Origin of the sequence: Methylobacterium planeticum (assembly GCF_008806345.1) — a bacterium.
GTDB classification, from domain to species: domain Bacteria; phylum Pseudomonadota; class Alphaproteobacteria; order Rhizobiales; family Beijerinckiaceae; genus Methylobacterium; species Methylobacterium planeticum.
The window spans coordinates 45559-64155 of sequence record NZ_VZZJ01000002.1; the positions used below are offsets into that span (position 1 = coordinate 45559).

Here is an 18597-nt window from a genome sequence, read left to right on the forward strand (position 1 = left end):
CGGCGTCCGGCCAGGGCGCCGGTCCGGCGCCGGCCCCCGCGGCTGCCCCGGCTCAAGCCCCTGTAAATTCTGCCCCTGCGAATTCGACCCTTGCGAATTCGACCCTTGCGAATTCGACCCCTGCGAATTCCGCGCCTGCGAGTTCCGCGCCGTCGGAATCCGCGGTGGCGCAGCCCGCATCCCCGCCGGTGGCGGAGGCGCCCGCGCCCCCGAAGAAGCGCGAGCCGGCGCCGCTGGTCTATGCCCGGGTCTCGACCGATCCGGTGCCGACGGTGGCCCCCGGCACCTTCCTCGACACCCTGCGCATGGCCGAGCGCTACCAGGCCTTCGTGGAGGCCGGCGGCTGGGAGAGCCTGCCGGCCGACCTCGTGCTCAAGCCCGGTGCCCGCAACCCGGCGGTGCCGTCGCTGCGCCATCACCTCACCCTGACGGGGGACCTGCCGGCCGACGCGCCCCCGAGCGACCGGTTCGACCCGCCGCTGGTGGCGGCCGTGAAGGCCTTCCAGGCCCGCCACGGCCTGCCCGAGACCGGCATCCTCGGCCGCCAGACCCTCGCGGCCCTCAACGTGCCGGCGAGCGTGCGCCAGCGCCAGCTCGCGGCCTCGGCCAACCGCCTGATGGGCTCGAACTTCCCCTTCGGCGACCGCTACGTGATCGTGAACATCCCCTCCGCCACCGTCGAGGCGGTGGAGAAGGGCCAGGTCGCGCGCCGCTACGTCGCGGTCGTGGGAAGCCCCGACAAGGCGACGCCCGCGGTCGAGACCCGCATCACCGACATCAACTTCAACCCGACCTGGACCGTGCCGGTCTCGGTGGTGAAGAACGAGATCATCCCGAAGATGCGCAAGGATGCGGGCTGGCTCGCCCGCAACCACATCCGCATCCTCGGCCCCGGCGGCGTCGAGGTGAACCCGACGGCGATCGACTGGAAGGGCGAGAAGGCGGTCAACTACACGCTGCGGCAGGATTCGGGCTTCGACAACTCGCTCGGCCAGGTGCGCATCGACATGCCGAACCGCCACGCGGTCTACATGCACGACACCCCCGCCAAATCCTTCTTCGCCCGCGAGGTGCGGTTCCATTCCCACGGCTGCGTCCGCGTCGGCCAGGTGAAGGAATTCGTCGGCTGGCTGCTCGAGGGCACCCCCGGCCCGAACGGCCCGGGCTCGAGCTGGGGACCGATCGAGATCGAGACCGGCATCGCCGCGGGCGACCGGCGCGACATCAAGCCGGTGAAGCCGATTCCGGTCGCCTTCCTGTACCTCACCGGCTACGCCACGCCGGACGGCCGCGCGCATTTTCGCGATGACATCTACAACCTCGACAGCCCGGCCCCGCCCGCCGCCGCGGCGGTGCCCGACGTGCAGACCACCGGGGCCATCACCCCGCGGGCCGCGCCCCCGCGGGCCGTCCCGGCGCCGGCCCCCGCCCGGGCCCCGGAGGCCGCCCCGAAGCCGCTTGCTTCGAAGCCGCCCGCCCCGAAACCGCTCGTCTCGAAGCCCGAGACCCGGATCCCGGCCCCGCAGCCCGCGGCGCGCGAGCCCGCGATGCTGCCGCCGGGCCTCGTCGGCCCTCGCGCCTGAGGCACCGCCCCGGCGGGTGACGGCGCTCGTCCGCGCGCGCCACGCGCCCTAGCGCGCCCGGCCGCATCGCCGCGCCCCGGCCGCGCCGATGGGCGGGGCTCCGGCGTGCCGTCCCGCCCCCTGGAACCACTCCAAGCCGGCCGCCCTCCGCACCGCTGCCATGCGGGGCGGAACAATCGGCTTCACCATTCATTTTGCCGAGCGAGAGACGCCGCGCAGATCCACCGCCGGCGCCCGGACCCGACAACACCCGGCATCATCAACGGAGATCATCCATGGCCAAGGCCAAGCTCGCCCCGCGCGTCGACAGCGACCGCCTGAACACCCCGACCGACCTCGATCCGGCCGACACCAAGAAGATCGCCGAGGGCCTGACCGTCCTGCTCTCGGACCTGTTCGCCCTCTACATCAAGACCAAGAACTTCCACTGGCACGTCAGCGGCCCGAACTTCCGCGACTACCACCTGCTCCTCGACGCGCAATCGGAGCAGATCTTCGGCATCATCGACGACGTCGGCGAGCGTGCCCGCAAGATCGGCGGCACCACCCTGCGCTCCATCGGCCAGGCGAGCGAGCTGAAGCGCGTGCAGGACAACAACGCCGAGTATGTCAGCCCGCTCGACATGCTGACGGAGCTGCGCGACGACAACAAGGCGCTGACCGCCCACATGCGGGAGCTGCACGGGATCACGGACGAGGCCAACGACGTCTCGACCACGAGCCTGCTCGAGGAGTGGATCGACCAGTCCGAGGAGCGCACTTGGTTCCTCTACGAGTCGACCCGGAACGCCACGCAATCGGGTCACTGACCGGCGGCAGGCCGCTCCCTTTACGTCCGGCTGGAGGCCCCGCACCCCGCGTGCGGGGCCTTTCTCATGCGGGGCCCGAGGCCGGCGGACCGGACAGGACGAGGCCGACCTTCATCACCCCCGGATCCTCCGGGTCCGGGCGCACGCCGAAGCCGAGGCGGCGGCAGACGGCGAGCATCGGCCGGTTCTCGGAGAGCACGCTGCCCTCGACGCGGCGGAGGCCGTCGGCCCGGGCCCAGTCGATCATCAGGCGCATCAGCGCGAAGCCGAGGCCGGTGCCCTTGCGGTCCGAGCGGACCAGGATCGCGTACTCGCCGCTCTCGTGGTTGGCGTCGGCGTGGAGGCGGACGGCGCCGAGCATCGCGCTGGTCTCGATGTCGATCGCCACGAACGCGATGGCGCGCGCGTAGTCGAGCTGGGTCAGGCGGGCCAGGAAGGCGTGGCTGAACTCGCGCACCGGCGAGAAGAAGCGCAGGCGCAAATCCTCCTCGCTCACCGCGTGGAAGAAGGCGCGGAACATGCCCTCGTCCTCGGGCCGGACCGGGCGCGCCAGGATGCGCCGCCCCTTGAGCATCATGGTGCGTTCCCACTCGACCGGGTAGGGCCGGATGGCGAAGCGCGGATGGCCCTGGCCGCGGGCCGGGCGCCCGCCCTTGCGCGGATCGCGGGCGAGCATGACGCGGGCGTCGAGGGCGACGGCGCCGGTGGCGTCGGCGAGCAGCGGGTTGATGTCGAGCTCGCGCACCTGCGGCAGGTCGGCGGCGAGCTGGGCGAGCTTGACCAGCACGAGGGCGACCGCCCGGGTGTCGGCCGCCGGCACGTCCCGGTAGGCGGCAAGCCGGCGGGCGACGCGGGTGCGCGAGATCAGCTCGCTCGCCAGCGCGAGGTCGAGGGGGGGCAGGCCGAGCGCCCGGTCGTCGATGATTTCGACCGCCGTGCCGCCGCGCCCGAACACCACGACGGGCCCGAAGGTCGGGTCCTCGGCAAGCCCCGCGATCAGCTCCCGGCGCCGGCCCTTGCGCACCATCGGCTGCACGGCGAAGCCCGTGATGCGGGCGTCGGGGCGCTCGCGGCGGGCGCGGGCGAGGATCGCGCGCGCGGCCTCGCGCACGTCGGCCTCGCTCGTCAGGTCGAGCCGCACGCCGCCGATGTCGGATTTGTGCACGATGTCGGGGGAGACGACCTTGAGGGCCACGGCGCCGCCCTGCGCCAGGATCGGCCAGGCGGCGCCGGCCGCCGCGTCGATGTCGGGGGCGAGGGTCAGGGGCACGCTCGGGATGTCGTAGGCCCGCAGGAGGCCGGCGACGCCCAGGGGATCGAGCCAGGTGCTGCCCTGCTTGAGCGCGCGCGCCACGATGGCGCGGGCGGCGTCGACGTCCGGGGCGAAGTCGCGGGGCAGCGAATCCGGGGTCCGCATCAGGTCGTTCTGGGCCTCGCGGTAATGCACGAGGTGCAGGAAGCCCTCGACCGCGTCGGCGTCGGTGGCGAAGCGCGGGATGCCGGCCTCCGTCAGGAGACGGGTGGCGGCGGCGCCCTCCCCGAGGGAGACGGCGAAGACCGGCTTCCTGCGGCCCGAGGCGGTGCGGACCCTCTGGACCGTCCCCGCGATGGCGGCCGCGACCGCGGTGCCGTCCGAGCGGGCGGTCGGCACGTGGATCGCCAGCACGGCGTCGTTGGTGCGGTCGGCGAGCAGGGGCGTCAGGGCCGCCTCGTAGGCCGCCGCGTCCGCGTCGATGCCGAGATCGACCGGGTTGCCGGGCCCGAGCCCGGGGGCCGGGGTGATCTCCGCGAGGGTGCCGCCGCGGTCGGCCAGCCGGTCGGCGGCCAGGACGCCGATGCCGCGCCCGTTCGTCAGGATCGCCAGGCGCTTGCCCGGGAACGGCCGCTGGCGCCCCAGCGTCTCGACGGCGGAGAACATCTCGTCGAGGTCCTCCACCGCGAGGAGGCCGGCCCGGCGGAAGGCCGCCCGGTAGACCGCGTCGGGCTTGGCCAGCGCCCCCGTATGGGTCTCGGTCCGGCGCGGCGTCGCCTCGTGGCGGCCGGTGCGCAGGACGACCACGGGCTTCGCCCGGGCGGCGGCACGCGCCGCGCTCATGAACTTGCGGGCATCCGGCACGGTCTTGAGGCAGAGCAGGATCGCCCGGGTGCCGAAATCGCTGGCGAAATGGTCGAGGCAATCGGCGACGTCGACGTCGCAGGCGCGCCCGAGCGACACCACCGCCGAGAAGCCCACGTCCCGCCGGGCCGCCCACTCGACGATGCCCGACGCGATGGTGCCCGATTGCGAGACGAGTGCGAGATCCCCCGGCGCCGGGGCCCGCGCCAGCAGGCTGGCGTTGAGCTGCGCGCCCGGCACGGCGAGGCCGATGCTGTTCGGCCCCAGGAGGCGCAGGCCGTAGCGCCGCCCGATGGCGCGGGCCTTCGGGCCCGCATCCCCCGGTTCCTCGCCGAGATCGGCGGTCAGGATCACGGCGGCGCCGGCCCCCTTGCGGCCGGCCTCCTCGACGATCCCCGGCACCGCGCCGGGGGGCGCGGCGATCACCACGAGGTCGGGCGCCTCGGCGAGGTCCGCGACGCTCGGCACGCACGGGATGCCGTCGACCTCGGCGTGGCGCGGGTTCACGGGCCAGAGCGGCCCGGCAAAGCCCGCCGCCTGCAGGTTCGCCAGGACGGCGCGGCCGAGGGAGCCCTCGCGCTCGCCGGCCCCCGCGAAGGCGATCGAGCGCGGGCGCAGCAGCGCCTCGAAGCGGTAGGTGCTCATGCCGGTCGGCGCCCCTCGGTGCGGCCCGTCGCCCGGGCGGGCGAACGCGGCTCCGTCCTGCCGGCGCCCTCGTGCGAGCCCCCGGCGGAACCGGATCCCTGCTGTCGCGTGCTCGCGCGGATTTCGCGTGCTTGCGCGGACGTCAGCGGACGTCAGCGGACGTCAGCGTTAGCCGGATTCACCGGACGCGAAAACACCCGATCGGAGCGCCCCGGGGCGCACCGCCGTGGCCGCCGCGGCCCCGACGGCCCGGGGCTCAGTCGTCCGAGAGCGGACGGGGCGGCAGGACCAGGACGTCGTGCGCCTTGAAGACGGTCGGCCAGCGCATCCGCTCGGCCAGGGCGCGGGCCTGCGCCTCGTCGATTCCGAGTTCCCGCGCCACCTGCGCGATGCTGATCCAATCGGGCTGCATCGTCCTGCTCCTCAGGTTTCCTGACGCGTCAACGTGTTGGGCGGACGGGGGTTTCGTCGCCTGGCCGGCGAGCCGCAACAATGCCGGGGCGCGGGGCGATGCGCTGACGCGATTTCCCCGGGAGGTTTCCCGGGGCGGTGCCATCGGCTACCAGACGTCGATGCCGTCCTCCGACCTCACCCTCCGGACCGCCGTCGTCGCGACGATGCGCGACCTCATCGGCCTCGGGCTCAGCCAGGGAACCTCCGGCAACGTCTCGGTGCGGGCCGGGTCCGGCTTCCTCGTCACGCCCTCGGGCATTCCCGCCGAGGAACTCGCCCCCGAGCACGTCGTGGCGATGGATTTCGAGGGCCGGCACGCGCATCCGCTCGCGCCCTCCTCCGAGTGGCGCTTCCACCGGGACATCCTGCGGGCCCGCCCCGAGATCGGCGCGGTGGTGCATGCCCATCCGACCTACGCGACGGCGTTCGCCCTGTGCCGGCGCGAGATCCCGGCGGTGCATTACATGATCGCGGCGGCGGGCGGCCCGACGATCCGCTGCGCGCCCTACGCGCCCTACGGCACCGAGGCCCTGTCCGCGGCCGCCCTCGCGGCCCTCGCGGACCGCAAGGCCTGCCTTCTGGCCAACCACGGCATGATCGCGATCGGGACCGACCTCGCCAAGGCCCTCTGGCTCGCCGTCGAGGTCGAGACCCTGTGCCGCCAATACGCGATCGCCCTGCAGGTCGGGGCGCCGGTCGTCCTCGACGATGCCGAGATCCTCGAGACGGTGGAGCGCTTCAAGTCCTACGGGCCCCGCTCCGTCGCGGCACGGCCGGACGACGCGTCGGTCCGCGTCCAACCGAGCGGGACCGGCGCCAGAACACGGGCGCGGCCTGATCGCGCCGCGATACAGGATGACCCGGCATCGGAACCGATCGATTGATCGATGCGGCGCGGGGCTTGGTCTACGTGCACTAACGCACAGTCCAGTAAGGTCCCACGTTGCACGGGGGCCTCGCGAAGATGTGATAGAACAACATTTGAAACCTCGGTCCTTCTTCGGGCTTTTTCGTAAATAGTCCGAAGCTTGCTTCCGACCATTCTCCTCTATGCTGGCGGCACCCTTTGGCGCGCTCGATCCATGTCTCCCGCGAGGGCCGCATATCTCAACCGATAGTTGAGAGGATCGCGCGCAGATCACTCGAGCGCTAAGTCGCGGCCGGCTCTGTAGAATTCTCCTTTCTTCGAAGGCCCGGCATGCAACGACACGGCAAATGCCCCGTGCCGGAGCGCTGGTTTCGACCATTCGATTGCCTGATCCGCAACTTATGCGGCGTTAGTCCTGTCGCCCGCGATCTCGTCCAGTCAACACCCGGCGCTTTTTGCCGAATTGAACTTACCTCTTGCATCAGAATTGATGACATCATAGTAGCTCAGAGAACACGACCTTCCGTCGCCCGACTTCCTCAGGAACTAAGCCTCATGAGCGTTCGCGGCGCGCTGCCATCCACCAACGGGGGAACATGATGTCGACCGAAATCGGCGTGTCGCCGGATTATATCGAACTCGCGGCCGACATCGTGTCCGCGTTCGTCAGCAACAACTCGGTTCCGGTGGCCGAGCTTCCGAGCCTGATCGCGTCTGTTCACGGCACGCTCAACCGCCTGTCGAGCGCTCCGGCGGAGGAGAAGTCAGAGCCGCTGACGCCGGCCGTGTCGGTGAAGCGCTCGATCACGCCCGACTACATCGTCTGTCTCGAGGACGGGAAGAAGTTCAAGTCGCTCAAGCGGCACCTGCGCACCCGCTACGACATGACCCCCGACCAGTATCGGACGAAGTGGAACCTCGCAGCCGATTATCCGATGGTGGCCCCGAACTACGCCGCCGCCCGCTCGGAGCTCGCCAAGAGCATGGGCCTCGGCCAGCAGCGCCGGAAGTCCCGCTCCAAGTCGACCCCGGTCGAGGCCAAGCCGGCGTCCGAGCCGAAGCCGGCGCGCGCCCGCCGCCCCCGCCCGGCCACCGCCGAGGCCTAGAACCGCCGGCACCCCGCCGGAGGGCCGGCGGCGCGCATCGTTCCGCAGCGGCGCCAACTTGTGGCGCCGCCGGCGTTTCGGGCGACCGGCCGCCGGTCTCCTTCCGCATGCGGGTCCGGCAGGGACGCATGGCCGTCCCGGGCCGATATCCACAGGGTGTTCACCGCCCCGGCCGGCCGGCCGGCTTCCGCGCGGCACGAGCCCCGACACGCTCCCCTCCGGACACAAATAACGCTGATGCGGCTGCGGCTTGCGCCGAATCCGCGGATCGGCCGCATCGCCCGTTCGCGTCGATAGCAGGCTCCCGGACGGCTCCCGGATTGCTCCGCGCAGGGTGATCCGGCCCCCGGGCCGGTGCCGGCATCGGCCCGATGTTAGAGAAGGCGCAAGGCGGCGCTGCCAAGGCTTTCGGCCTCGGCCGGGACGCCTCGCGGGGCAGCCCGGCTTCCCGCGAGGACGACCCGAGGACGCTCCATGTCCGGCCGCCAGCCCCACATCGTCGGACGCCTGTTCTGGGCCTGCGTGATCGGGGGCGGCCTCGGGATCTGGTACGGCCCGCCCGCCTTCGCCCTCACGGCCCTGGCCGTGGCGGCCATCCTGCTCCGGGCGCTCGGGCGGCCTCGCCGGTTCCGCGGGCGCGTGCGCGCCATCGCCCGGCGCCACGCCCGCACCCTCGCGCTGCGTCGGCGCCAGGAGAGCTTCGTCGACCCCTACGGCAACCTGATCGAGGACGGCTGGCTGCGCGAGCGCGACTACTTCGTCGAGCGCACGATCCTGCCCGAGATCGAGGCGCGGGGCTTTGCCGATTACGCCGAGCCGCGCTGGGACGAGATGGTGGCGATCGTCGAGGCGGTCGCGGCGGCCTTCGCGCTCCCGGACGAGGCGGAGGCCCCGGAGGACGGCATCGCCTACGAGCAATTCTGCGCCGCCCGCCTCACGGGGGCGGGCTGGCGCGCGCACGCCACCCAGGCGAGCGGCGACCAGGGCGCCGACATCGTGGCCGAGCGCGACCGCGTCCGCCTCGTCGTGCAGTGCAAGCGCTACGCGAAGCCCGTGGGCAACGCCGCCGTGCAGGAGGTCGCCGCCGCCTGCCGCTACTGGTCGGGGGACATGGCGGCGGTGGTCTCGAATGCGGGCTTCACCCCGGCCGCCCGCAAGCTCGCGGCCGCCACCGGCGTACGCCTCCTCCACCACGACGACCTCGAGGACCTGCGCCCGATGCGGCAGGTCACGGGGCGAAGCCGCAGCGCGGCCCCGCAGGCCTGAGGATCGGGCAGCGGCGTCTCAGGAGGGGCCGTCTCAGGAGGAGCCGTCGAGGGGCAGCCAGCGCCGGCCGTCCCGGGCAAGGAGATCCTCGGCGCCCTTCGGCCCGTCCGTGCCGGCGGCGTAATCCTCGACGCCCGCGCTCTTCCAGGCGGTCAGCAGCGGGTCGACCGCGGCCCAGCCGGCCTCGATGTTGTCGGCGCGCTGGAACAGCGTCGCGTCGCCCACCATGCAATCGTACAGCAGGGTCTCGTAGCCGACATTCGGCGCCTCGGTGAAGAAGTCGGCGTAGCGGAAGCGGGTGTCGACCCGGCCGAGCGCCATCTGTGGCCCGGGCCGCTTCACGTTGAGCACCGTGCTTGAGCCCTGCTCGGGGTCGATCGTCAGGCGCATCACGTTCGGGGCGAGCTCGGTCACGGCGCTCTCGCGGAAGAGGTGGAACGGCGGCGGCTTGAAGTGGATCGCGATCTCGGTGAGCCGGTCGGTCATGCGCTTGCCGGTGCGCAGGTAGAACGGCACCCCGGCCCAGCGCCAGTTCTCGATCTGGAGCTTGAGGGCCACGTAGGTCTCGGTGTTCGAATCCTTGGCGACGTGCGGCTCCTCCCGGTAGCCCACGACCGCCACGCCCGTCTCGGTGCCCGCCACGTACTGGCCGCGCACGGCGTCCTCCGGGGCGATCGGGCGCACCGCCTCGGCGACCTTGGCCTTCTCGCCGCGCACCGCCTCGGCGTCGAAGGAGTTCGGCGGCTCCATCGCCACCATGCAGAGGAGCTGGAACAGGTGGTTCGGCACCATGTCGCGCAGGGCCCCGGTCGGCTCGTAGAAGCCGCCGCGCTCCTCCACCCCGATGGTCTCGGCCGCGGTGATCTGGACGTGGTCGACGTATTCGCGCCGCCAGATCGGCTCCAGCATGCCGTTGGCGAAGCGCAGCGCCATGATGCTCTGGACCGTCTCCTTCCCCAGGAAATGGTCGATCCGGTAGAACTGGCTCTCGTCGGCCTGCTTCAGGATGCGGGCGTTGAGGGCCTTTGCGGAGGCCAGATCGGAGCCGAAGGGCTTCTCGATCACGACCCGGCGGAAGGCGCCGTCGGCTTGCTCGAGGAGGCCGGCCTGCCCCAGATGCTCGACGATCGGCCCGAAGAAGCGGGCCGCCACCGCGAGGTAGAACACGGCGCTGCCCGCGACCTTGCCCTTCAGCGCCGCGTAGGCCGCCGGATCCGCGAAATCGCCCTTCAGGAAGTGGATCCGGTCCCGCACGAAGCCCCAGGCCTTGGGGTCGATGTGGTCGGCGTGGAATTCCGAGGTGGCGTCCCGGGTGAAGGATTCCATCGTGGCGGTGAGGTCCTGGCGCAGGCCCTCGTCGCTGTTGTCGTTGTGGTCGACGCCCAGGATCTTGAAGCCCTCGGCGAGGAGGCCGGCGCCCGCGAGGTTGTAGAGGGCCGGCATCAGCAGGCGCTTCGTCAGGTCGCCCGCCGCCCCGAAGATCACCAGGGTGCAGGGCGGGGCGGCCGTCGTGCCGCAGGCGGCGGGCTCGTTGAGCGTCACGGTCTGGTCCATGGGCAGAGGCTCCCGGTGCGAGCGGACCCGCGCGACAAGCTGAGCCGGCGGGATCGCACGTCAAACGGCCGATGCCGCCCGGCGTTCCGGCGCGGCAGGGCTGCGTGCGCGTCGCGACGGGCCCGCATCGCGGCGGACGGGCCGCGGCGGACGCGGCTACTCGTCCGTGCGCACGGCCTGGCCGCCATCGACCGGCAGGCGGGCCCCGAGGAGTTCCGGCCCCCCCGGCAGGCTGCGCACGTCCCAGCCGCCCCCGAGCGCCCGGATCAGCGACACCGCCGTGGTGAAGCGGCTGAGCCTGACCTGGAGCGCCGCGACCTCGTTGTTGAGGGCGAGGGCCTGGGCGGTGATGACCGTGGTGAAGTTTTGGGTGCCGGCCCGGTACTCGTTGAGGGTGATCTCGACGGCGCGCCGGGCGGAGGCCACGGCCTGGTCCTGGGCGGCCTGCTGGCGGGCCAGGATGCGCACGCCGGCAAGCCCGTTCTCGACCTCGCTGAAGGCCGTGAGCACCACCTGGCGGTAATTGGCCACCGCCCCGTCATAGGCCGCCCGGGCCGCCCGGAGGGCGGCCGAGCGGGCACCGCCGTCGAACAGCACCTCGGTGCCGGCGGCGGCCACCGACCAGACCTGGTTGGCGGCCGAGAACAGGCCGTTGCGCGGGTCCCCGGAGATGCCGCCGGACGCCGAGAGCGTCACGGTCGGGTAGAAGGCCGCGACCGCGACCCCGATCAGCTCGCTCTGGCTCTGCACGCTGCGCTCGGCCTGGGCCACGTCCGGGCGCCGCTCGAGGAGCTCGGAGGGGATGCCGACCGGGACCGCGGGCGGGCGGGCGCCGAGGCTCGCCACCGGAATCGAGACTTCCGAGGGCGGGCGCCCGACGAGGAGCGCGATGGCGTGCTCGAAGGTGGCGCGCTGCAGGCCGACCGCGATGGCCGAGGCCTGCGTCGTCTGCACCTGCGTCTGCGCCGTGATCACGTCCGAGCGGGCGGCCACGCCCGCGTTGTACTGGTTCTCGGTGATCGCGAGGGTGCGCTTGTAGGCTTCCACCGTCTCGTTCAGCAGGCGCTGCAGGGCGTCGGTGTAGCGCAATTGCAGGTAGTTCGTGACGATTTCGGCCTGGACCGAGAGGCGCACGAGCCCGATCTGGGCCGCGTCGGACTGGGCCGAGGCCACATCGCTCTCGATGTTGCGGCGGGTGCCGCCGAACAGGTCGAGCTCCCAGCTCGCCTGTCCCTGGAGCGAGACGTTGGTGCGCTCGACGCCGCCGGCCCGGGTGCGCGAGAGGCCGGGCGCCCCGATCACCGTGGGGTAGAGGGCGGCGCGGGCCTGCTCGACCAGGGCCCGCGCCTGCCGGTAGCCGGCCACCGCCTGGCGCAGGGTCTGGCTGTCGACGTCGACGAGGCGCACGAGCCGGTCGAGGGCGGGGTCCCTGAACACCCGCCACCAGTCGCCGCGCTCGGCCCCGTCATTCGGCTGGGCCGCGCGCCAGCCCTTCTTCGACGCCACGTAGGCGGCGCCGTCCTCGCGCTGGCCGCCCTCCTTGAAGGCGAGCGGCGTCTCGACGGAGGGGCGCGTGTAGTCGGGCCCGACCATGCAGCCGCCCGTGACGGCGGCCAGCCCCATGGCCGCCAGAAGCCCCCGGATCCGCATCATTCGGCGGCCGGTAGCGCGGGGCCGCCGCCCGCGGCCCGGCGGGCGCGGCGCGCCATCGCCCAGTGCCGCAGCCGGTCGAGGTAGAGGTAGACGACGGGGGTCGTGTAGAGGGTCAGGATCTGGCTCACGATCAGGCCGCCGGCGATCGCGATGCCGAGCGGACGGCGCAGTTCCGAGCCCTCGCCGCCGGCGAGGATCAGGGGCGCCGCGCCGAGCAGCGCGGCCAGCGTTGTCATCATGATCGGCCGGAAGCGCAAGAGGCAGGCCTCGAAGATCGCGTCGTGCGGGTTGGCGCCGTGGGTGCGCTCGGCGTCGAGGGCGAAGTCGATCATCATGATCGCGTTCTTCTTCACGATGCCGATGAGCAGGAACACCGCGATGAGGGCGATCACGGTGAATTCCGTGCCCGAGACGAGGAGCGCCAGGAGCGCGCCGATGCCGGCCGAGGGCAGCGTCGAGAGGATCGTGATCGGGTGGATGAAGCTCTCGTAGAGGATGCCGAGGATCGTGTAGACGGCCAGGATCGCGGCCAGGATCAGCAGCGGCTGGCGCGAGGCCGAGGCCTGGTAGTTCTTGGCCGCGCCCGCGAACTCGCCGTGGATGGTGGCGGGCAGGCGCAGGGAGGCCATCGCCTCCTCGATCGCCGCGGTGGCGTCCGACAGGCTGCTGCCCGGCGCCAGGTTGAACGAGATCGTGGTGGCGACGAACAGGCCCTGATGGCTCACCTGCACCGGCGCGTTGCCGGTCTCGAGGCGGGCGAAGGCCGAGAGCGGGATCATGGTCTCCTTGGCGCTCGAGACCGGCGCGCTCGACGAGGCGCCCCCCTTGCTCGCCGCGATGGCGTTGGAGGCGGCGTTGCGGGCGGAATCGCTCGCGATGGCGGCGGCCGTGGTCGAGGGGTCGGTGGCCGTGGTATCGGGCGCGGCCGCGGTGCTGCCGGTACCGTTGGTGTTGGCCGTGCCGTTCGCCGCCACCGTGCCGGCCACCGCGTTCGTGGTCGCCGAGCCCCGGGCCTTGCCGCCCGAGGTCGAGACGTAGACCATCTTGAGCGTCTCGGGCGATTGCAGGTAGCGCGGGGCGATTTCCATCACGACGTGGTACTGGTTCAGCGGGTTGTAGATCGTCGAGACCTGCCGCTGGCCGAAGGCGTCGTAGAGGGTGTTGTCGATCTTGTCGGGGGTGATGCCGTAGCGGAAGGCGGTCGCCCGGTCGATGACGAGGCGGCTCTCCAGCCCCCCCTCCTGCTGGTCCGAGGTCACGTCGGCGAAGATCGGGTTCTTCTGCAGCGCCTGCAGCAGTTGGGGCGCCGCCGCGTAGAGCTCCTCGGAGGTGTCCCCCTGCAGGGTGTACTGGTACTGGGCGAAGCTCTGGCGCCCGCCCATGCGCAGGTCCTGGCGCGGGAACAGGAACAGCCGGGCCCCCGCCACCTGGGCGAGCTTCGGGCGCAGGCGGTTCATCACCTCGGTGATCGACGGGCGCTGGCCCCGCGGCTTCAGGCTGACGAAGACGTTGGCGGAATTGGTGCCGCGCCCGCCCGTGAAGCCGACGACGCTGTCCACCGCCGGGTCCGCCTGCACGAGGGCGGTGGCCTGGCGCAGCTTCTGCTCCATCGCCTGGAAGGAGATGCGCTGGTCGGCCTGGATGCCGCCCATCATCTGCCCCGTATCCTGCTCGGGGAAGAAGCCCTTCGGCACGATGACGTAGAGGTAGATGTTGAGGCCGATCGTGGCGAACAGGATCAGCATCACGAGGCGGCCGTGGCGCAGGCCGAAGCGCAGGGAGCGCTCGTAGCCCCGCAGGGTGCCCTCGAAGGCGCTCTCCAGCCCGCGGATGAACAGGTTCGGGCGCCGGGACGGATCGTGCGTCTCGGGCTTCAGGAGGCGCGCGCACATCATCGGCGTCGTGGTGAGCGAGAGCACCAGCGAGATCAGGATCGCGAGCGACAGGGTGACGGCGAATTCCTGGAACAGCCGCCCGACGAGGCCGCCCATCAGCAGGATCGGCAGGAACACGGCGACGAGCGACAGGCTCATCGAGATCACCGTGAAGCCGACCTCGCGCGCCCCGAGGAGCGCCGCCTCGACCCGGGACTTGCCCTGCTCGATGTAGCGCTGGATGTTCTCCAGGACCACGATGGCGTCGTCGACGACGAAGCCCGTCGCGATGATCAGCGCCATCAGGGACAGGATGTCGAGGGAGTAGTCGAGCAGGTACATCGCCGAGAAGGTGCCGACGATCGAGATCGGCACCGCCACCGCCGGGATCAGGGTGGCGCGCCACGAGCGCAGGAACACGAACACCACGAACACCACGAGGGCGACCGCGATCAGCAGGGTCTCCTCGGTCTCGGCCAGCGAGGCCCGGATCGTGGCGCTGCGGTCGCCCGTGAGGGTCAGGTCGATGTCCCCCGGCAGGGCCGCCTGGACCTGGGGCAGCGCCGCCTTCAGGCCCTTGATGGTCTCGACGACGTTCGAGCCCGGCTGCTTGTAGATGAACAGGATGACGCCGGCCTTGCCGTTGATCAGGCCGAGGTTGCGCTTGTCCTCGACGGAATCGATCACCCGGCCGACATCGGTCAGGCGCACCCCCGCCCCGTTCCGGTAGGCCACCACGATGTCGCGGTACTCGGCGGCGGTGCGGCCCTGGTCGTTGGCGTAGAGCTGATAATGGCGGTTGCCGGTCTCGATCGCGCCCTTCGGCGAATTGGCGTTGGCGGAGGCGAGCGCCGCCCGGATGCCCTCGAGGCCGATGCCGTAGTGGAACAGCGCCGTCGGATCGAGCTCGACCCGGACCGCGGGCAGGGAGGAACCGCCGATATCGACGTTGCCGACGCCGGGCAGCTGGGACATCTTCTGCTGCACCACCGTGGCGGCGGAATCGTAGAGCTGGCCCGGCGACAGGGTGTTCGAGGTGAGCCCGAGGATCAGGATCGGGGCGTCGGCCGGGTTGAACTTCCGGTAGGTCGGGTTCTGGCGCAGCGCCGTGGGCAGGTCGGCCCGGGCCGCGTTGATCGCCGCCTGGACGTCGCGGGCCGCCCCGTCGATGTCGCGGTTGAGGCCGAACAGCAGGACGATGCGCACCGTGCCGGTGGAGCTCGTCGAGGTCATCTCGTTGACGTCGGCGATCGCCCCGAGGCGGCGCTCGAGGGGTGCCGCGACCGTGGTCGCCATGGTCTCGGGGCTCGCGCCCGCCATCTGCGCCTGGATCAGGATGACGGGGAAATCCACCTGCGGCAGGGGCGCGACCGGCAGCTTCAGGAAGGCGAAGATGCCGGCGAGCAGCACCCCGATGGTCAGGAGCGTGGTGGCGACCGGGCGCCGGATGAACGGCTCCGAGACGTTCACGGAAGCGCCTCGCCGGCCGGCACCCCGCCCCCGCGCCGTCCCGTGACGCGGCGCTCCAGCCGGTCGAAGGCGAGGTAGATCACCGGGGTCGTGAACAGCGTCAGCACCTGGCTGACGATGAGGCCGCCCGCGATGGCGATGCCGAGGGGCTGGCGCAGCTCCGAGCCGACGCCGGTGCCGACGATGAGGGGCACCGCCGCGAAGAGCGCGGCGAGCGTCGTCATCATGATCGGCCGGAAGCGCAGGAGGCAGGCCTCGAAGATCGCGTCGGGCGGGCTCATGCCCTCCTCGCGCTCGGCCTGGAGCGCGAAGTCGATCATCATGATCGCGTTCTTCTTCACGATGCCGATGAGGAGCACGATGCCGATGATGGCGATGACGTCGAGGGAGAGCCCGAACAGCATCAGCCCGAGGAGCGCCCCGATCCCGGCGGAGGGCAGCGTCGACAGGATCGTGATCGGGTGGATGAAGCTCTCGTAGAGCACGCCGAGCACGATGTAGACGGTGACGATGGCGGCGAGCACGAGGAACAATTCGTTGCCGAGCGCCGCCTGGAAGGCGAAGACCGAGCCCTGGGGCACGACGCGGAAGCTCGACGGCAGGTCGATCTCGCGCCGCGCCGCCTCGATCGCCTCGACCGCCTGGCCGAGGGCCGCCCCGGGGGCGAGGTTGAACGAGACCGTGGTGGCCGGGAACTGGCCGAGATGGCTGATCAGGAGGGGCGCCCGCCGCTCGCTGACGCGCGCCACCGCCGAGAGCGGCACCTGGCCGGACGTCGCCGTCGAGGAGGGCAGGTAGATCGTGTTGAGGCTCTCCAGCGTCCGATGCAGCTCGGGATCGGCCTCGAGGATGACCCGATACTGGTTCGACTGGGTGAAGATCGTCGAGATGATGCGCTGGCCGAAGGCGTCGTAGAGCGCGTTGTCGACGGTGGCGGGGGTGATGCCGTAGCGGCCCGCCGTCGCCCGGTCGATGGTGACGTAGGCCGCCAGCCCGCTGCCCTGGAGGTCGCTCGCCACGTCCGAGAGCAGGGGCGAGCGCTGCAGCGCCGTCACGAAGCGGGGCACCCAGGTCTCGAATTCCTCGAGGTTCGGGTTCTCCAGGATGACCTGGTACTGGGTCGCCGAGACCGCCGTGTCGATGGTCAGGTCCTGCACCGGCTGCATGTAGAGGCGGATGCCCGAGACCCCGGCGCTGGCCTGCTTCAGGCGGTCGATGATGCCGCTCCCGGTGGCCGTGCGCTCGTCGCGGGGCTTCAGGTTGATCAGGAACCGGCCCGAGTTCAGCGTCACGTTCTGGCCGTCGACGCCGATGAAGGAGGACAGGCTCGCGACGTCCGGATCCTTGAGGATCAGGCCCGCGAGGCGCTGCTGGCGCTCGGCCATCGCCGCGTAGGACACGGTCTGGTCGGCCTGGGTGATGCCCTGGATCACGCCCGTATCCTGCACGGGGAAGAAGCCCTTGGGGATCACCACGAACAGGTAGCCGGTGAGCACGATGGTGCCGAGGGTGACGAGGAGCGTCAGGCCCTGGTGGTTCAGGACCACCCGCAGCGCCCGGCCGTAGGCCGCGATGGTGCCGTCCATCGCCTGGCGGCCCATGCGCGACAGGAACCCCTCGCGGCGGCGGACCTGATCCGGCGGCACGTGCTTGAGGAGGCGCGCGCACAGCATCGGCACCAGCGTGAGGGAGACCACCGCCGAGATCACGATGGTGGCCGCCAGCGTGATGGCGAATTCGTGGAACAGGCGCCCGACCACGTCGCCCATGAACAGGAGCGGGATCAGCACCGCGATGAGCGAGACGGTGAGCGAGATGATGGTGAAGCCGATCTCGCGCGAGCCCTTGAGCGCGGCCTCCAGGGGCGAGTCGCCGTCCTCCACGTGGCGGGCGATGTTCTCGATCACCACGATGGCGTCGTCGACCACGAAGCCCGTCGCGATGGTGAGGGCCATCAGGGACAGGTTGTCGAGGGAGAAGCCGTAGAGGTCCATCACCGCGAGGGAGCCGATCAGGGAGAGCGGCACGGACAGGCTCGGGATCAGGGTCGCCGAGAGGCTGCGCAGGAACAGGAAGATCACCAGCACCACGAGGGCGATGGCGAGGCCGAGCTCGAACTGAACGTCCTTGACGGAGGCCCGGATCGTGGTGGTGCGGTCGGTGAGCGGCGTGACCGTGATGGCGGCCGGCAGGGTCGCCTGGAGCTGGGGCAGCAGCGCCTTGATCTTGTCGACGGTGGCGATGACGTTGGCGCCGGGCTGGCGCTGGATGTTGAGGATGACGGCGGGCGTCTCGTCCATCCAGGCGCCGAGCTTGGTGTTCTCGGGCCCGTCCACCACGTCGGCGACGTCCGAGAGGCGCACCGGGGCGCCGTTCTTGTAGGCGATGATCGCGTCGTTGTAGGCGCGCGGGTCCCGGATCTGGTCGTTGGCGTTGATGGCGTAGGATTGCTTCGGGCCGTCGATGTTGCCCTTCGGGGTGTTGACGTTGAGGTTCGTGATCGTGGTGCGCAGGTCGTCGATGTTGAGGCCGTAGGCCGCGAGCGAGCGCGAATTGAAGCGCACCCGCACCGCCGGGCGCTGACCGCCCCCCATGCTGACGAGGCCGACGCCGGCCACCTGGGAGATCTTCTGGGCGAGGCGCGTCTCGGCGAGGTCGCGCACCTGCGTCAGCGCCATGGTCTTGGAGGTGAGCCCGAGCGTCAGGATCGGCGCGTCGGCCGGGTTCACCTTGGCGTAGATCGGGGGCGCCGGCAGGTCGGAGGGCAACAGGTTGCCGGCGGCGTTGATCGCCGCCTGGACCTGCTGCTCGGCGATGTCGAGGGAGAGGTCGAGGCTGAACTGCAGGGTGATGACCGAGGCGCCCGCCGAGCTCTGCGAGGTCATCTGGTTGAGGTTGGCGAGCTGGCCGAACTGCCGCTCCAGCGGCGCGGTCACGGCCGAGGTCATCACCTCCGGGCTCGCGCCCGGATAGAAGGTCTGCACCTGGATCGTCGGGTAATCCACGGAGGGCAGGGCCGAGACCGGCAGGTTGAGGTAGGACACCATGCCGACGATCAGGATCGCCAGCATGAGGAGCGTCGTCGCCACCGGCCGCAGGATGAAGAGGCGCGACGGGTTCATGGGCGGCGCCCCGCCGCGCGGGCCGGGCCTTCATCGAGCCGCGCGGGCGCGCGCATCCGGCCCGTCACCGCAGCCCGA

General features: G+C 71.5%; 11 protein-coding genes and 1 pseudogene. 5 read left to right on the forward strand and 7 right to left on the reverse strand.

Annotated features, from left to right (window positions below):
* Nucleotides 1-52: 52 nt before the first annotated feature.
* Nucleotides 53-106 (reverse strand): annotated as a pseudogene (locus tag F6X51_RS29005) (hypothetical protein); the annotation flags it as partial.
* A 58-nt stretch (nt 107-164) separates the two neighbouring features.
* Here F6X51_RS29005 and F6X51_RS02150 point away from each other — a divergent pair.
* Together F6X51_RS02150 and F6X51_RS02155 are read left to right on the forward strand one after the other, a co-directional pair.
* Nucleotides 165-1583 (forward strand): L,D-transpeptidase family protein, encoded by a 1419-nt coding sequence (locus tag F6X51_RS02150; protein ID WP_407658413.1) that lies wholly within the window; start codon nt 165-167, stop codon nt 1581-1583.
* Nucleotides 1584-1858: 275 nt separating this feature from the next.
* A complete protein-coding gene (locus F6X51_RS02155; protein WP_150961577.1) occupies nt 1859-2392 on the forward strand; it encodes a Dps family protein in 534 nt (177 codons plus the stop codon).
* Between the two features lie 64 nt (nt 2393-2456).
* Here the strand turns inward: F6X51_RS02155 and F6X51_RS02160 are convergent, their stop codons facing one another.
* Nucleotides 2457-5153 (reverse strand): bifunctional acetate--CoA ligase family protein/GNAT family N-acetyltransferase, encoded by a 2697-nt coding sequence (locus F6X51_RS02160; protein WP_150961578.1) that lies wholly within the window; start codon nt 5151-5153, stop codon nt 2457-2459.
* Nucleotides 5154-5409: 256 nt separating this feature from the next.
* On the reverse strand, nt 5410-5565 hold the full coding sequence (locus F6X51_RS27665) for a hypothetical protein (RefSeq protein WP_191969986.1): 156 nt from the start codon (nt 5563-5565) through the stop codon (nt 5410-5412).
* A 160-nt stretch (nt 5566-5725) separates the two neighbouring features.
* On the opposite strand from F6X51_RS27665, the gene F6X51_RS02165 reads away from it, so the two are divergent.
* The 3 genes from F6X51_RS02165 to F6X51_RS02175 all read left to right on the forward strand — a co-directional run bounded on the left by F6X51_RS02165 (nt 5726) and on the right by F6X51_RS02175 (nt 8846).
* Nucleotides 5726-6490: a class II aldolase/adducin family protein gene (locus tag F6X51_RS02165; protein WP_150961579.1), complete on the forward strand. Its 765-nt coding sequence runs from the start codon at nt 5726-5728 to the stop codon at nt 6488-6490.
* A 583-nt stretch (nt 6491-7073) separates the two neighbouring features.
* Nucleotides 7074-7580 (forward strand): MucR family transcriptional regulator, encoded by a 507-nt coding sequence (locus F6X51_RS02170; RefSeq protein ID WP_150961842.1) that lies wholly within the window; start codon nt 7074-7076, stop codon nt 7578-7580.
* Nucleotides 7581-8054: 474 nt separating this feature from the next.
* Nucleotides 8055-8846: a restriction endonuclease gene (locus F6X51_RS02175; protein ID WP_150961580.1), complete on the forward strand. Its 792-nt coding sequence runs from the start codon at nt 8055-8057 to the stop codon at nt 8844-8846.
* A gap of 33 nt (nt 8847-8879) precedes the next feature.
* On the opposite strand, the gene zwf is transcribed toward F6X51_RS02175, so the two are convergent.
* The 4 genes from zwf to F6X51_RS02195 form a co-directional block, all read right to left on the reverse strand.
* Nucleotides 8880-10400 (reverse strand): glucose-6-phosphate dehydrogenase, encoded by a 1521-nt coding sequence (gene zwf / locus F6X51_RS02180; protein ID WP_150961581.1) that lies wholly within the window; start codon nt 10398-10400, stop codon nt 8880-8882.
* A 156-nt stretch (nt 10401-10556) separates the two neighbouring features.
* Nucleotides 10557-12053, reverse strand: a complete 1497-nt coding sequence (locus F6X51_RS02185) for an efflux transporter outer membrane subunit (protein ID WP_150961582.1) — start codon at nt 12051-12053, stop codon at nt 10557-10559.
* The gene (locus F6X51_RS02190) at nt 12050-15397 is read right to left on the reverse strand and encodes an efflux RND transporter permease subunit (RefSeq protein ID WP_150961583.1); all 3348 of its coding nucleotides are present in this window, start codon (nt 15395-15397) and stop codon (nt 12050-12052) included. The genes F6X51_RS02185 and F6X51_RS02190 overlap by 4 nt, the downstream gene beginning before the upstream one ends.
* Entirely contained in the window at nt 15394-18519 is a 3126-nt protein-coding gene (locus F6X51_RS02195) for an MdtB/MuxB family multidrug efflux RND transporter permease subunit (RefSeq protein WP_150961584.1), read from the reverse strand. Before F6X51_RS02195 ends, F6X51_RS02190 begins: the two co-directional genes overlap by 4 nt.
* Nucleotides 18520-18597: the final 78 nt, after the last annotated feature.